The following is a 14,952-nucleotide window of genomic DNA, read 5'->3' on the forward strand; positions in this document are numbered from 1 at the left end:
CTGAGGCCAGTTCAGTTGCCGCGATCGCGGCCGCTGCTGACTTCTTCTGGCACCGATTCCCCCGACATGCGCTTGCGAAACAAGGCCGCTCTGGCGAGCAGCAGTGTGGTCACCGGCACGGTGATCGACAGCAAGATTGGAATCAGCCAGGCATGCAGCACCGGCCCCTGCTTGACCCATGAGAAGTACACAATCGACGCCAGGCTAACGCACCAGGCGCCGATGGTCGATGCCAGCGCAGGCGGGTGCATGCGTTGGAAGTAGTCTTTCATGCGCACCAGCCCCAGGGCACCGATCAGGGCGAACAGGCTGGCGGTCAGCAACAGGGCGGCAGTGACCAGCTCTAGCCAAAATGGCAGTTCAAGGGCTTCGGTCATTCGATCACCTCACCGCGCAAGAGAAATTTGGCCAGGGCGAAGGAGCCGACGAAGCCGAACAGGGCGATCAGGAGTGCGCCTTCGAAATAGGTATCACTGGCGTAGCGAATGCCCAGCACCAGCATCATCAGCATGGCCAAGATGTACAGGTAGTCCAGCGCCAGCACTCGGTCCTGGGCGGACGGCCCGCGAAACAACCTGACCAGCGCCAGGGCCATGGCGATGGCGAAGATGAACAAGCTGGCGAGAATGGCGTTGGCGAGCAGGCCTGTCATTCGAAAATCTCCATCAGCGGGCGTTCATAGGTGTGCTTGAAGTGGTCGATGAAGTCCGCTTCGTCGTCCAGGTCGAACACATGCAGCAGCAGGACACTGCGGTCCAGCGCCAGCTCCGACCAGACGGTACCGGGCACCACCGTGGTGATCATCGATAAGGCCGCCAGGCCGTGGGCATCGCGCAAGGCCAAGGGAATGTGGACGAACGCCGAGCGTGGCGGACGGCTGCCGACACGCAGCACGCTACGCGCTACGAGCAGGTTCGAAATGATCACATCCAGGCCTACGCGGCCGATCAGCTTGGCGATCACCCACGGCCGGTGCACGTGTGCGTGCTGAGGGCGCAGCGGCGCCATCAGGATCGGCGCAAGAATGCCCAGCAGAGCGCCCAGCAGCAGATTGCCAGGGCTCAGTGACAGGTTCAGCAGCAACCACAGAACGAATAGCGCAACGGACAGCAGCGGTGCGGGGAAGACTCGGCTCATGGCTGCACCTGTACGTCAAAGGTGGTAGGGCCTGGGACCGGCCGGGTAGCCATCACCGCATCGATATAGGCATCAGGCGCTTGCAAGCTCGCGGCGGTATCCTGGGTGTAACGCAGCAGTGGCTCGGCCCTGAAGCTCAAGATGATGCACAAGCCGAGCAGGATCACGATCGGCAGGCACTCATAGCGTCGCAGCAGTGGCGAAGGGCGCTCTTCAGGCTTCCAGAAGCGCTGGATGCCGACACGGCCGAAGGCAATCAGCGAGGCCATGCCCGACAGGATCAACAGCGTTACCAGCGTCCAGCCAGCGGCGGACAACGGCTGCTCGGGGGCGGTGCCCAGGCCGAGCGGATTGAACAGCGCGCTGATCAGGCCCAGCTTGCCAATAAAGCCAGACAGCGGCGGCATGCCAATGATCAGCAAGGCGCAGGCAATGAAACTCAAGCCGAGGAAGGCCATGGTCCAGGGGATGATCTGGCCGATCACCGCCTTCTGCTCGTCGTCCAGGTTGATGCCCTTGGGCGGGTGTAGCGACTCCAACGGCGAAGGCATGCCTTCGTCATCATCCAGCGGTACTTCATTGGCCGAGCGCGAACGTTCGACCAGCTCGGCCAGCAAGAACAGCGCGCACAGTGCCAGGGTCGAGCTGACCAAGTAGAACAGCGCGCTGCCGGTGAGGATCGGCTGGCCAAAGCCCACTGCGGCCATCAGCGTGCCGGCCGAAACCAGAATGCTCAGTGCCGCCATGCGCTCCAGGCGCTGGGCAGCGAGAATGCACACTGCCGCCACTGCCAGGGTCGCCAGGCCGCCGTAGATCAGCCATTGCCCACCAAAGTGCGCCGAAGCACCGGCCTGGCCGGAAAACAGCAACGTCCATAGGCGCAGCACTGCGTACAGGCCAACCTTGGTCATGATCGCGAACAGCGCCGCCACCGGCGCGCTGGCCGAGGCATAGGCCGGCACCAGCCAGAAGTTCAGCGGCCAGATACCGGCCTTGGCCAGGAACGCCATCGCCAGGATCGCCGCGCCCGCATGCAGCAGGCCCCGGTCAGCCTCCGGCACCAGCGGGATCTTCAACGCCAGGTCGGCCATGTTCAGCGTGCCGGTGACCCCATACAGCATGGCTGCGCCGACCAGAAACAGCGAGGAAGCGAACAGGTTGATCGCGATGTAATGCAGCCCTGCCTTGACCCGCGCGCGCCCCGAGCCGTGCAGCAGCAAGCCGTAAGAGGCCGCCAGCAACACTTCAAAGAACACGAACAGGTTGAACAGGTCGGCGGTCAGGAAGGCCCCGTACAAGCCCATCAACTGGATCTGGAACAGCGCATGGAAGCTAGCCCCAGCGCCATCCCAACGGGCGCGGGCGAACAGCAGGGCGCTGACTCCGACGATGCCGGTGAGGGTCAGCATCAGCGCCGATAAATGATCGACTACCAGTACGATGCCAAAGGGCGCCGGCCAGTTGCCGGGCAGGTACACGCCGATCGATTCGGCCTGACCTTGAGTGCGCACCCAGGTGAGCAGGGTGATGGCAATCGCCAGGCCAATGATGCTCGACAGCAGGTTCAGATGGCCCTTGAGGCGCCGGCGTTTTTCACCGAGCAGCAGCATTAGCGAGGCGGTCACCAGCGGTAGCAGGATCGGCGCGATGATCAGTTGATTCATCCAGCTCATTCGTCACGCTCCCGGCCATCGACGTGGTCGGTGCCGGTCAGGCCGCGCGAGGCCAGCAGCACTACCAGGAACAGTGCAGTCATGGCAAAGCTGATGACGATCGCGGTGAGCACCAGCGCCTGGGGCAGCGGGTCGGTGTAGTTGAGTAGGTCTTGCGGTACGCCGTCCTTGATGATCGGCTCCTTACCGATGAACAGGCTGCCCATGCTGAAGATGAACAGGTTGACCCCATAGGAGAGCAGGCACAGGCCCATGATCACCTGATAGGTCCGTGGGCGCAGGATCAGCCAGACGCCGGAGGCGGCCAGGACACCGATGGCTACTGCTATGACTTCTTCCATCAGGCGGCTCCTGCTTGGCTGGATTGCTGTGGGTTGGTTCTCTGCGGGCTGCTGGGGCGATAGGCGCGGACCGATTGGTGCGCCAGTGCGGTCAGGATCAGCAGGGTCGAACCCACCACCACGGTGTATACGCCGATGTCGAAGAACAGCGCGCTGGCCACGTGCACATCACCCAGCAACGGCAGGTGCAGGTGGGCGGTATGGGTGGTCAGGAACGGGTAGCCCAGCAGCATCGCGCCGGCACCGGTCAGGGTCGCGCAAAGCAGGCCGGTGCCCATCCAGCGCAGCGGTCGCAGGCTCATCTGCGCCTCGACCCATTGGGTGCCGGCGACCATGTACTGCAGGATGAACGCCACCGACATCACCAGGCCGGCGACGAAGCCGCCTCCCGGTTGGTTGTGACCGCGCATGAACAGGTACATCGACACCAACAGCGCGATTGGCAGCAGCAGGCGCACCAGCGCAGCCGGGACCATCATGAAGCCCAAGGCGGTATCGGTGGCATGCCGCGGGTTGATCAGGTCGGTGACCACGTCCGGCGCCAATTGGCGTTGCTGGGCAGGCAACTGCATGCTCTCTTTCGGCGGGCGGAAGCGGCGCAGCAGGGCGAATACGGTCAAGGCCACGGCGACCAGTACGGTGATCTCGCCGAGGGTGTCGAAACCGCGGAAGTCCACCAGCATCACATTGACCACATTGGTGCCGCCGCCTTGCGGCAGGGCGCGGCTGAGGTAGAACGAGGAAATATCGTTGGGCGTTGGCCGGGTCAGCATGGCGTAGGACAGCAGCGCCATGCCACCACCCACCAGCACCGCCAGCAGCAAGTCACGCAGGCGCCGCAGGCGCGCGCGCTCCTGGCTGCCAGGAAGCGGCGAAACCCCTTCGATCCGGCGCGGTAGCCAGCGCAGGCCGAGCAGGATCAGCACGGTGGTGACCACTTCAACCGCCAGTTGGGTCAGGGCCAGGTCAGGTGCGGAGAACCAGACAAAGGTGATGCAGGTCATCAGGCCGCAGACGCTGACCATGATCAGCGCAGCCAGACGGTGGTACTTGGCTTGCCAGGCGGCGCCGATGGCGCAGGCAATGGCAATCAGCCAAAGCGCGACGAACACCCCGGAGCCTGGGATTTTCGGTCGATCACCCCAGGTTAGGCCGGTATACAGCACTGGCATGAGGCCAGCGATAAACGCCGCCAGTACCAGCATGAACAGTTGTTTTTGCAGGCGGCGGGTAGTGAGTACCCCTTCAACGCGGCGCGCCAGCAACATCAGGCGCACCAAACCGTGCTCGAACAGACGCTTGCCATTGAAGCGCTCGATCAGCGGCGGATAAGGGAAGCGGCCCCGACGCAGTTGCTTGCGCAGTAGCAGGTAGAGCACCACACCGCCGCACATGGCGATCAGGCTCATGATCAGCGGTGCATTCCAGCCATGCCAGATCGCCAGGCTGTATTCCGGCAAGGTACCGCCGACCACTGGCAACGCCGCCGCAGCGAGCAGCGGGCCAACCGATTGAGCGGGAAAGATGCCCACCACCAGGCATGTCAGCACCAGCAGTTCGACTGGCGCGCGCATCCAGCGCGGAGGTTCGTGCGGGGTATGCGGCAGGTCTTGCGCAGTTGGGCCAAAAAACACATCGACGGTGAAGCGCAGCGCATAGGCGACGCTGAAGGTGCCGGCCAGGGTGGCGATCACCGGCAGGGCGGCCTCGACCCAGGCGGTGGAACTGATGAACACGGTTTCGGCGAAGAACATTTCCTTGGACAGGAAGCCGTTCATCAGCGGTACGCCTGCCATCGAGGCGCTGGCGACCATGGCCAGGGTGGCGGTGTACGGCACCAGCCGGATCAGCCCGCTGAGGCGACGAATGTCACGGGTGCCGCTCTCGTGGTCGATGATCCCGGCCGCCATGAACAGCGACGCCTTGAAAGTGGCGTGGTTGAGGATATGGAACACGGCGGCGACTGCGGCCAGTGGGCTGTTCAAACCCAATAGCAGGGTAATCAGGCCCAGGTGGCTGATGGTCGAGTAGGCCAGCAAACCTTTGAGGTCGTTCTGAAACATCGCGGCGAAGGCGCCCAGCACCAGGGTGATCGCCCCAGCGCCGCCGACGATCCAGAACCATTCTTCGCTACCCGCCAGGGTCGGCCACAGCCGGGCCAATAGGAATACCCCGGCCTTGACCATGGTGGCCGAGTGCAGATAGGCCGATACCGGGGTGGGTGCTGCCATAGCATGTGGCAGCCAGAACTGGAAGGGGAACTGCGCACTTTTGCTCAGCGCGCCAATCAGGATCAGCGGCAGCAACACCGGATACAGGGCGTGCTGCCGTACCGCCTCGCCGGAGGCGAGGACCTTGTCCAGGTCATAGCTGCCGACTACATGGCCAAGCAGCAGGGCCCCCACCAACAGGCATAGCCCGCCCGCGCCGGTGACCATCAACGCCATGTAGGCGCCGCGGCGGGCGTCGGCGCGGTGGTGCCAGTAGCCGATAAGCAAGAACGAGAACAGGCTGGTCAGCTCCCAGAAGAACACCAGCTGGATTAGATTGCCAGAGATCACCAGGCCGAGCATTGCGCCCATGAAGGCCAGGAAAAACGCGAAGAAACGCGGTACCGGATCTTGCGGCGACATGTAGTAGCGGGCGTACAGTGACACCAGCGTGCCGATGCCCAGTACCAACAGCGAGAACAGCCAGGCAAAGCCGTCCATGCGCAGCACCAGGTTCAAGCCCAGGCTAGGCAACCAGAGAAATTCTTCGCGAATAACCCCGCCGTTGGCGATTTGCGGGTACATCAGTGCCACCTGGACGGTGCCGACCAACGCCACAAGCCCGGCGAGAATGGACTCGGCATTTCGCGCATTGTGCGGCAGGACGGCTGCCAGGCAACTGCCCAGGAACGGCAGAAGCAATAGCACTATCAATGACATAGCGACCTAATCTGGAGAAGTTTCCAAGGATGATACGTGCCGGGAGGGTGATCACCAACACGCAAGCTGTCGCAGAATCATACAAAAGGGGTGTGACACGCTGTTTTTTTATAACAGTTTTTTTCAAAGCATAGCTGCTGTTTGCCGCTTTATTGTCTTGTTTCGCGTTCGCCTTGAGCATGGTGCAGGTCTTCGGCTTGCTGTTGCTCGGTGTCGCGCGTACGGCGTACTTTCAACTCACTGACGATAACCGCGACCACAATTAGCAGGCCACCCAGCAGCGCAACGCCTGGCAGCCGCTCGCCGGCAATGCGTCCGACTACCCCAGCCCAGACCGGCTCACCTGCATAGATCAGGGTCGCCCGGGTGGGCGAAACCGATTTCTGTGCCCAGTTCATGGCCACCTGGATGATCGCGCTCATCAGGCCCAGGCCAAGCGCGCTGCTCAGCAACAGCCAGGAGAAGTCCGGCAGTTGTTCTTGGGTTGGCACGATCATCAGGAACGACAAGGCCGAGGCGGTAGCCAGTTGCACCACGGTGACCCGGCGCACGTCGACTTGGCCGGCGTAACGACTGATCAGGATGATTTCACCGGCAATCGCTACCGCGCTGACCAGCGTTACCAGTTCGCCTTCGCTAAAGTGCAAGCTGCCACCGGTGGGGCCGGCGAGCAGCATCAGCCCGATAAAGGCCAGGCAGATGCCAATGCTTGGCATCAGTCCAGGGCGACGGCCCAGCACCAGCCATTGCAGCAGCGGCACGAACGGCACGTAAAGGGCCGTGATGAACGCCGATTGACTGCTGCTGATGCTCTGCAGGCCCATGGTCTGCAAACCGTAGCCGAGCATGATTGTCACCCCGATCAGCACCCCGGCCTTGAGCTCGGTGAAGGTCAGCCCTGACAGTGCGCGCGCCGAGACCAGGCCAACGAACAAGGCGGCCGCAGCAAAACGCAGGCCGACGAAGAACATCGGCCCGCTGACGGTCATGACGTTGTGCACGATCAGGAAGGTGCCACCCCACAGCATGGTGATGAACACCAGCACCAACTCGGCTTTACTCAGGCGCAAGGAAACGGAGGTCTTTGGGCTGTCGGGGGCTTGGCTCATGGTCTTGCACACTCGGCGGAGGCGGCGCACAATCGCCGCAAAGTGGGCAGTATACTGCGCAACCTAGATGAGTGAGCAATATAGTGCACAAAAATTCTGCGCACCGAGCCTCGGTGTTACAGCATGTCAGTCAGAATGTTCGTCAACTGCGCGCTGCCGCTAGCTTGAGCCAGGCCGCCTTGGCTGAGCGTTCCGGGGTCAGTCGGCGGATGCTGGTGGCTATCGAGGCGGGTGAAAAGAACGTCAGCCTGACCACCTTGGACCTGATCGCCGAAGCCCTTGGGGTGGCCTTCAGCACCTTGATCCAGGCCCCGGACAAGCGCGACCCAAGCCGAATCGACGAGTTGGCCTGGGCCGGCGAGCATGCCGGTAGCAAAGCCGTGTTGCTCGGCACCAGCCCGGCCCGGCGCGAGGTCGAACTGTGGGAATGGACCTTGGCCCCAGGCGAATGCTACGCCAGCGAAGCCGACGCCCAGGGCTGGAGCGAGCAGATCTACGTCGCCGAGGGCTGTCTGACCTTGATCATCGAAGGGCAGGTCCACGTACTTGGCGCGGGTGACTTCCATGTCTTTCCCAGCGACTGCACCTATGCCTACCGCAACGAAGGTGACTTACCTGTGCGCTTCGTGCGCAATGTGGTGATCTGAGGTCTAGCGCTGATAGCTGTCCAGCAGCTTGTCGGTGCTTTCGACCTCAGCATAGGCAAATGCCAAGGCGGCCATCGCCGCTGCGTGGACCTGCGCCGCAGGCACTTGCTGGTCGGTGAAGTCCAGGGGCAGGGTGGCGCAGGCATCGTGGGCGACTGAGACTTGGTAGCCGAAATCAGCCGCAGCGCGGGTGGCGGCGTCGATACACATGTGGCTCATGCTGCCGACAATGGTCAGTTTGTCGATACCATGTTGATCCAACACGGTCTTGAGGTTGGTATCGCGAAAAGCATTTACCTGGTGCTTGAGTACCACCGGCTCGCCCTCGACTGGGGTCACTTTGTGATGAATCTGCGCCCCTTCCGATGCGGGAGTGAAAAACGGTGCGTCGGCAGATTCGAACTCATGGCGTACATGCACCACCAGGTCACCGCGCTCGCGGGCGGCGGCCAGCAGCCGGGCGGCATTGTCAGCTGCCGCATCGGCGCCTTCCAAGGTCCATTTGCCCCCGGCGAAGTAATCGTTCTGGATATCGATGATGATCAAAGCCTGGTTGCTCATTGCTGCCTCCTGTGGGGTCTTGGCGAATGTCAGTCAAGCGTAGTCGTTTGCCACCGGCAGGTGAGGACCGGGGCCTTCCTCGGCCATACGATCATGGTGATTGCGCAGCGGGCACTCCTTGAGTGACATGCAGCCGCAACCAATGCAGCCATCGAGCTGGTCGCGCAGCAGGGTCAACGCTTCGATGCGCTGGGTCAGGTCTTGGCGCCAGCGTGCAGACAGTCGCTGCCAGTCTTCGGCGCTGGGGGTGTGGTCTTGTGGCAGGCTGGCCAAGGCCTGGGCGATGTCGGCCAGCGGGATGCCCAAGCGCTGGGCCATCTTGATCACCGCCACCCGCCGCAGCATCGCCCGTGGATAGCGGCGCTGATTGCCCGCATTACGAGTGCTATGGATCAAGCCTTTGGTTTCGTAGAAGTGCAGGGCAGTGACCGCTACTCCGCTACGACTGGCGAGCTGGCCGACGCTGAGCAGGCGTTCTTCGCTGTTGGGCGATTTGCTCGGCATGAAAATAGTCCTTGACCTTGAGTTAACTGGAGGTTTTACCCTGCCGGCCATCATTGCTGCAAGTATCCGCTACAAGGAGACAGCCCATGACGGCAAACCCTAATGCCCTGTGGTTCACCCAGATGATCGAATACGAAGTGCCAGCGGCGCGTCAAGCGGCACTGGCTCAAGCGTTGGTGCTGCGCAGTGAGCAGCTGGCCTCGCGCTGCGAAGGCCTGCTGGGCGTGAGTATCCAGGCCAGCGACGATGGCAGCCGGGTGCTGCAATACCTGCAATGGCAATCGCGTTATGAATGGGCTGCGGCCACCGCGTGCTTTGTCGAGGAGCCGTTCCTTGACCTGCTCTGCCAGCATCAGGCCAAGGGGGTGAATTTCGCGGCTTATCAGACCTTGCGCAGTCTGGTGCGCGGCGTCGATGGCGGCTTGCACTGCGAAGTCGGCGAACCTCAGGCGTACCAGGGCGCGTAATGCGGGTAGCGGTCCAGGCGCGCGCCGATGACCATTTCGCTGATCCACGCGGCGAGGATCGCGCTGTAGGCCTTTTGGCTTTCCTCACTGGACAACGCATGGTCGGCGCCATCGACAGTGCGATGAGTCAGGGAGTGGGCGCTGACGAATGCTGAGCGGTAGCTCATCAAGGTGCTGTGTGGGACATAGTCGTCCTGCTCGGACTCAACCAACAGCACATCGCCGGCAAATTCCGCACAGGCGGCCAGGGCACGGTTGTCGGCCGGGCCGAGGCTGCGTTGGCGGTAGGCACTCAGGCGCTGGCGGTCGAGCGCCTGCTTGGGGATGTTGAACTCGTCGTCCCAGTACAGCGCCGGCACGCGCATGGCCAGCCATTTCACGGGCCGCTGCAAGGTCAGTAGGGTCGCCAGGTAGCCGCCGTAACTGCTGCCGATGATGGCAATTGCGCCAGGGTCTACTGCAGGATGACTGACCAGCCGATCATAGGCGGCCAACAGGTCATCCAGGTTTTGCTCGCGGGTGACGGTCAGGCGCTGGCTTTCGGTTTTTTCATGGCCGCGCAAATCAAAGGTCATGCACACGCAACCTAAGCCTGTGATCTGCCGTGCCCGGGCCAGGTCGCGTTGCTGGCTGCCACCCCAGCCGTGGACGAACAGGATGCCTGGCATCTTGCTGCCAGGGCTGACCAAGGTTCCGGCGATGGTTTCGCCTTGGACCTGCAATTCGACGGTCTCACTCTGAATGGCCATGCTCGCGGATCCGTGCGTATTTGCTGAATTGTCCGAGTTCACTGTCGTTCCCCTGATAGAAGAGAGTGGCGTCTGCGGGCAGCGTCGTGGTGCCGAACACTTCGTGACTCGAGGCGTGCACCCGTTGCAGGGCCGGGTCATCGGCGAACGCCTGCAAGGCCAGCACTTCGGCACTGCTGGCGCCGCCTAGTCGCCAGGATTGTTCGAGTACACCGCTGCGCATATGGTTGTGCGGATCCAGCCCGCGCGCGATGTCGTAATTGCGCCGCGAGGCAAGAAAGCCTGGGAAGTGCTGCTCAGCGGCTTTTTCATAGGCCATGGCTTGATTGACTGCCAAGCGTACCGGGTCTTCCAGGGGCAATTGCAGCAGGGCCTGGTAGTCACCCCGTACCACCAGCAGATCCGATCCGCCGTATACCTCGATACCTTGGTGGTCATGGGTCAGGCGCTGGGTGCCGTGATAGCTGCAGGTCAAGCCGGCCACTCGCACCTGGCCGACGCTGAAGGTTTGCACATCAGTGAGATTTTCCTCCAGGACCAGTCCGCAAAGGATCAGTGTCTGGTCATCCATATCAGCCAATAACGGTTCCAGCTGATCGATCTGTTCGATGACTTCCTGGCCACGACCTGCGGTTGCCAACACGGGCTTGATCCGCACCGCCCCCTCAGGCAGCAGCAACTGCGCCGCACGCCGGGCGTCGTCCTTGCTGAACACGGTGTAACCCTTGAGCAGCGCATCACTGGCCTGCTGGGCGAAGGCGTCGGTCCAGCCCGGTGGAAAGCTGCCATTGGCGGGCAACGGATGGGAGATCGCCTTGGTAGCTATATAAGGATGGCTGACCATGCCGCCGAACAGGTCCTGCTCGCTGTTGATACCCATACCGCGGTAGCGCTGCGGATCGATCAGGGTTTCGGTAGGGAGGTAGTAGTAGCGATCAGCTGCGGTTGGTGGCTGATCAGGCTGTGCACAGGCTATGCCCAGCAGCTTGGCCAGGTGCGCGGCCAGTTGCAAATGGGTGGCGTGCTCGTGCTCAGGGGTGTGCTCGCGGGTGTCGAGCAGTACTACGGCGCTGTGCGGTTCTGGAGAACGGGGCATGGGCAATCTCGTCCGCTGGGCGTGTATGAAATGTGAAGCCGCAGCGGCGGCGAAGTTCAGCAAGATTGATCGACGGCGGCGGTGATAACGGCATCATGCCGATTGCGGCGAGCTGGCAGCTGTTCCATTATCGAGGCCATTGAATGTCGAAGAAGTTATCGCAGGAGTGCGCATGAACAGTCAGTCCCCGATTCAGCAAAGCGTGCCAGCGCGCCTCGCACGCCTGCGTGAGGTCATGGCCAAGGAAGGGGTGGACGCCTTGCTGGTGCCTTCTGCCGATCCGCATCTGTCGGAATATCTGCCGGGCCATTGGCAAGGGCGCCAGTGGTTGTCCGGTTTTCATGGATCGGTCGGGACCCTGGTAGTAATGGCGGATTTCGCCGGGCTGTGGGTCGACAGCCGCTATTGGGAGCAGGCGCAGAACGAGCTCGCCGGCAGTGGTATCGAACTGATGAAAATGCTGCCCGGCCGGCCTGGCGCGTTGGAGTGGCTAGGGGAAAACATCAAGCAGCAAGGCTGCGTGGCAGTGGATGGTGCGGTACTGGCGCTGAGTGCTTCTCGCCAATTGGCGCACAACCTTCAAGCGCGAGGGGCGCAGCTCAAGACCGACAAGGACCTGCTTGAGCACGTGTGGGAGGATCGCCCGGCGCTGCCTGGCAATCCTGTCTATCAGCACTTGCCACCGCATGCCACGGTCAATCGCGCGCAGAAGCTGGCGGCTCTGCGCCAGACCATGCGGGATAAGGGCGCCCACTGGCACTTCATTGCCACCCTTGACGATATTGCCTGGTTGTTCAACCTGCGCGGTAGCGATGTTTCCTACAATCCGGTGTTCGTCTCCTTCGCCTTGATCAGCCAGGAGCAGGCGACGTTGTTCGTCGGGCTGGAGAAGATTGATCCGCATCTGCGTCAGGTGTTGTCGGTCGACGGCATTGAAGTGCTGGGCTATGAGCAGATCGGCGCGGCGCTGGCGGCTATCGGCAAGGGCAGCCGGCTGCTGGTCGATCCGACGCGAGTTACCTGCGGGTTGCTGGATAAGCTCGATGCGCAGGTGTCATTGCTTGAAGGGGTCAATCCGACGACCTTGAGCAAGTCTCGCAAGGGCGAGCAGGACCTGGTGCATATCCGCAAGGCCATGGAGCAGGATGGTGCTGCGCTGTGCGAGTTCTTCGCCTGGTTCGAAGCGACCCTGGGCAAGGAACCCATTACCGAACTGACCATCGACGAGCGCCTGACCGCCGCCCGTGCCCGGCGACCTGACTTCGTCTCATTGAGCTTCTCCACCATCGCTGCGTTCAATCGCAATGGGGCGATGCCGCACTACCGCGCCACCGAGCAATCGCATGCGCTGATCGAAGGTGATGGCTTGCTGCTGATCGATTCGGGTGGCCAGTATCTGGGGGGCACCACTGACATTACGCGGATGGTGCCGATTGGCAGTCCGACTATTGAGCAGCGCCAGGATTGTACGCGGGTGCTCAAGGGCATGATCGCGCTGTCGCGAACGACCTTCCCGCGCGGCATCCTCTCGCCGCTGCTCGATGCCATAGCCCGCGCGCCGATTTGGGCTGACCAGGTCGACTACGGTCATGGCACTGGCCATGGTGTGGGCTATTTCATGAATGTGCATGAGGGGCCGCAGGTCATCGCCTACCAGGCGGCGACCACGCCACAAACCGCTATGCAGGCGGGCATGATCACCTCGATCGAGCCGGGGACCTATCGGCCAGGTGAGTGGGGCGTGCGGATCGAGAACCTGGTGGTCAATCGCGAAGTGGGCAAAAGTGCCTTTGGTGATTTCCTGGCCTTTGAAACCTTGACCCTGTGTCCAATCGATAGCCGTTGCCTGCTGCCCGAGATGCTCAGCCAAGAGGACCTGCGTTGGCTCAACAGCTATCACGCCGAGGTACGTGAGCGGTTGACTCCGCTGCTGCAGGGCGAGGCGCTGGCCTGGCTGCAGGCGCGCACCGCAGCGATCTGAGCAGCTTGCGCGTGCAATAAAAAGGGCAGCCCGTAGGCTGCCCTTTTCCGTTGCTACTTGCAGATCACGATCATGCTGCGGCTGGTATAGCCGGCCGGGTTGATCCCGAACAAGTAGTCGCCGGGCTCTTCGTCAGTGTCACCGGAGCGGGCTATGACTTTATAGCCTCGACTGCCGCAAGCGGTGGCTGCCTTGCTGTTGCACTTTTCCCAGGAGGAGGAGAGGCCGGAGCAATTGATATGCAGTCCCTTTTTCCCCCGCTTCACCTCGGTTTTGGCGGTAGCGGCACACCCAGCAATGGCCAAGATGGCCAGGATGAGCAAAATACGTTTCATTCCTGTCCTTAAATGCGGGAGCGACCACATTGCCTGCCCCCGTCGTCATCGCGTCGATTTCTTCCTGAAATTTCCCCAGCGTCCGTGTTCGGCACAGTAGATAGCGTAAATATTATGATTTGGTGACAGCTTAATCAGCCGGGCGGATGGGTACAACCGCTAACGCCGTCTCAAATGAAAATATTTCTCATATCAGTCGGCAGCTACCGGCGGCGTGGTTTCCTTGCGCATCGACAACGTGGCGCCAACCGATGCGGTGATGATGGCGGCGATGGCCAGCCACTGGGCAACGCTAAGTATCTCGCCGAGGAACAGCAGGCCCGACAGTGCACCGAACGCCGGCTCAATGCTCATCAAGGTACCGAAGGTGCGCGCTGGCATCCGCGTCAGGGCTACCATCTCCAGGCTGTAGGGCAGGGCGGTGGAGAGGATAGCCACGCCCAGTGCCAGGGGAATCAACGCCGGGTTGAGCAAAGCGCTGCCCGCGTGCACAACGCCGATAGGGGCAACGAACAGTGCTGCTATCACTACGCCAAGGGCGGCGGTCTGAATACCATTTTCGGCTCCGGCCTTCTGCCCATAAAGGATATACAACGCCCAGCACACTCCGGCGCCAAGCGCGTAGCCGGCGCCTACCAGGTCGATGGCGCTGCCGGTTTGGCCGACCGGTATCAACAGCAGGAGGCCGACGATAGCCAATGCGATCCAGACAAAGTCGATGGCCCGGCGTGAGGCGAGAATCGCAACCGCCAAGGGCCCGGTAAACTCCAGCGCGACGGCAATGCCGAGTGGCACCGTGCGCAGCGACATATAGAAGAGGAAGTTCATCCCGCCCAAGGCCATGCCGTAGATGATCACGCTGCGCCAGGTGCTGCTGTTCATGCGTGCCCGCCAGGGGCGCAATAGAAGCAACATGATGATGCTGGCAAATACCAGGCGCAGGGTTGTGGTGCCTTGCGCGCCGACCATGGGGAACATGCTCTTGGCCAGGGAGGCGCCGGACTGGATCGACGCCATGGCTATTAATAGTAGGCCAATGGGGAACAGGGTGGTGGCCAGGCTGCGGGGTTGAGTGCTCATGTCTAGGGGGTGATCCGTGGGTGATCGTGCGGTTGAGCACTATAGTGCGCAATAGCTGCAAGGGATCGCAAGCGGCACTTTGAACATTCATTGAGGTTTATTGAAATTAAGGGTTGACGGCCTCTCAGATCCCCTTATAATGCGCCCCACTTCCAGCGTAGTTGGAACGGAAAACTCCTTGAGTATCAACGAGTTAGATGTTCCAGGCAGTGCTGGAGGTGCTTCGATCTTCTGATCGGCAGCGGTGAAAAAGGTAGTTGACAGCAGCTAGTAACGCTGTAGAATTCGCCTCCCGCTACGAGAGATCGCAAGCGAGTCAAGTGTTTGAAGTTGAACGAGTTT

Annotated in this window: 16 protein-coding genes; 3 read left to right on the forward strand and 13 right to left on the reverse strand. The window is 61.7% G+C overall.

What is annotated here, in order from left to right:
* Positions 1-11: 11 nt before the first annotated feature.
* The 7 genes from ACI2JX_RS24140 to ACI2JX_RS24170 form a co-directional block, all read right to left on the reverse strand.
* On the reverse strand, positions 12-377 hold the full coding sequence (locus ACI2JX_RS24140; protein WP_264234915.1) for a Na+/H+ antiporter subunit G: 366 nt from the start codon (positions 375-377) through the stop codon (positions 12-14).
* Complete coding sequence (locus ACI2JX_RS24145; protein WP_186555771.1) at positions 374-652, reverse strand: K+/H+ antiporter subunit F; 279 nt, start codon at positions 650-652, stop codon at positions 374-376. The genes ACI2JX_RS24140 and ACI2JX_RS24145 overlap by 4 nt, the downstream gene beginning before the upstream one ends.
* Complete coding sequence (locus ACI2JX_RS24150) at positions 649-1,137, reverse strand: Na+/H+ antiporter subunit E (protein ID WP_264234914.1); 489 nt, start codon at positions 1,135-1,137, stop codon at positions 649-651. The genes ACI2JX_RS24145 and ACI2JX_RS24150 overlap by 4 nt, the downstream gene beginning before the upstream one ends.
* Positions 1,134-2,810, reverse strand: a complete 1,677-nt coding sequence (locus ACI2JX_RS24155) for a monovalent cation/H+ antiporter subunit D (RefSeq protein ID WP_264234913.1) — start codon at positions 2,808-2,810, stop codon at positions 1,134-1,136. The genes ACI2JX_RS24150 and ACI2JX_RS24155 overlap by 4 nt, the downstream gene beginning before the upstream one ends.
* Complete coding sequence (locus ACI2JX_RS24160) at positions 2,807-3,151, reverse strand: Na+/H+ antiporter subunit C (RefSeq protein ID WP_186555774.1); 345 nt, start codon at positions 3,149-3,151, stop codon at positions 2,807-2,809. Before ACI2JX_RS24160 ends, ACI2JX_RS24155 begins: the two co-directional genes overlap by 4 nt.
* Positions 3,151-6,081, reverse strand: a complete 2,931-nt coding sequence (locus ACI2JX_RS24165; RefSeq protein ID WP_404691145.1) for a monovalent cation/H+ antiporter subunit A — start codon at positions 6,079-6,081, stop codon at positions 3,151-3,153. Before ACI2JX_RS24165 ends, ACI2JX_RS24160 begins: the two co-directional genes overlap by 1 nt.
* 149 nt (positions 6,082-6,230) lie before the next feature.
* Complete coding sequence (locus tag ACI2JX_RS24170; RefSeq protein ID WP_264234912.1) at positions 6,231-7,190, reverse strand: DMT family transporter; 960 nt, start codon at positions 7,188-7,190, stop codon at positions 6,231-6,233.
* A gap of 83 nt (positions 7,191-7,273) precedes the next feature.
* Here ACI2JX_RS24170 and ACI2JX_RS24175 point away from each other — a divergent pair, with 83 nt between their 5' ends.
* A complete protein-coding gene (locus ACI2JX_RS24175) occupies positions 7,274-7,837 on the forward strand; it encodes a helix-turn-helix domain-containing protein (protein ID WP_368972437.1) in 564 nt (187 codons plus the stop codon).
* A 3-nt stretch (positions 7,838-7,840) separates the two neighbouring features.
* Here ACI2JX_RS24175 and ACI2JX_RS24180 read toward each other — a convergent pair whose 3' ends face one another.
* Positions 7,841-8,398: a cysteine hydrolase family protein gene (locus ACI2JX_RS24180; protein WP_264234910.1), complete on the reverse strand. Its 558-nt coding sequence runs from the start codon at positions 8,396-8,398 to the stop codon at positions 7,841-7,843.
* 33 nt (positions 8,399-8,431) lie between these two features.
* The gene (gene soxR / locus ACI2JX_RS24185) at positions 8,432-8,902 is read right to left on the reverse strand and encodes a redox-sensitive transcriptional activator SoxR (protein ID WP_264234909.1); all 471 of its coding nucleotides are present in this window, start codon (positions 8,900-8,902) and stop codon (positions 8,432-8,434) included.
* Positions 8,903-8,988: 86 nt separating this feature from the next.
* On the opposite strand from soxR, the gene ACI2JX_RS24190 reads away from it, so the two are divergent.
* Positions 8,989-9,369 carry an antibiotic biosynthesis monooxygenase gene (locus ACI2JX_RS24190; protein WP_264234908.1) on the forward strand — a complete coding sequence of 127 codons (381 nt, stop codon included), beginning with the start codon at positions 8,989-8,991 and terminating at the stop codon, positions 9,367-9,369.
* On the opposite strand, the gene ACI2JX_RS24195 is transcribed toward ACI2JX_RS24190, so the two are convergent.
* Both ACI2JX_RS24195 and ACI2JX_RS24200 read right to left on the reverse strand, forming a co-directional pair.
* A complete protein-coding gene (locus ACI2JX_RS24195; protein WP_404691146.1) occupies positions 9,348-10,118 on the reverse strand; it encodes an alpha/beta hydrolase family protein in 771 nt (256 codons plus the stop codon). The two genes, ACI2JX_RS24190 and ACI2JX_RS24195, sit on opposite strands and share 22 nt — an antisense overlap.
* Entirely contained in the window at positions 10,102-11,214 is a 1,113-nt protein-coding gene (locus tag ACI2JX_RS24200) for a DUF3182 family protein (protein WP_404691147.1), read from the reverse strand. Before ACI2JX_RS24200 ends, ACI2JX_RS24195 begins: the two co-directional genes overlap by 17 nt.
* Before the next feature lie 172 nt (positions 11,215-11,386).
* Here ACI2JX_RS24200 and ACI2JX_RS24205 point away from each other — a divergent pair, with 172 nt between their 5' ends.
* Positions 11,387-13,195 carry an aminopeptidase P family protein gene (locus ACI2JX_RS24205; protein ID WP_404691148.1) on the forward strand — a complete coding sequence of 603 codons (1,809 nt, stop codon included), beginning with the start codon at positions 11,387-11,389 and terminating at the stop codon, positions 13,193-13,195.
* 53 nt (positions 13,196-13,248) lie between these two features.
* On the opposite strand, the gene ACI2JX_RS24210 is transcribed toward ACI2JX_RS24205, so the two are convergent.
* Together ACI2JX_RS24210 and rhtA are read right to left on the reverse strand one after the other, a co-directional pair.
* Positions 13,249-13,530 (reverse strand): hypothetical protein, encoded by a 282-nt coding sequence (locus tag ACI2JX_RS24210; protein ID WP_264234904.1) that lies wholly within the window; start codon positions 13,528-13,530, stop codon positions 13,249-13,251.
* 192 nt (positions 13,531-13,722) lie between these two features.
* On the reverse strand, positions 13,723-14,610 hold the full coding sequence (rhtA, locus tag ACI2JX_RS24215; protein ID WP_264234903.1) for a threonine/homoserine exporter RhtA: 888 nt from the start codon (positions 14,608-14,610) through the stop codon (positions 13,723-13,725).
* Positions 14,611-14,952 lie beyond the last annotated feature (342 nt).

The organism is Pseudomonas sp. NPDC088890 (assembly GCF_044900155.1).
Lineage (GTDB): Bacteria > Pseudomonadota > Gammaproteobacteria > Pseudomonadales > Pseudomonadaceae > Aquipseudomonas > Aquipseudomonas urmiensis.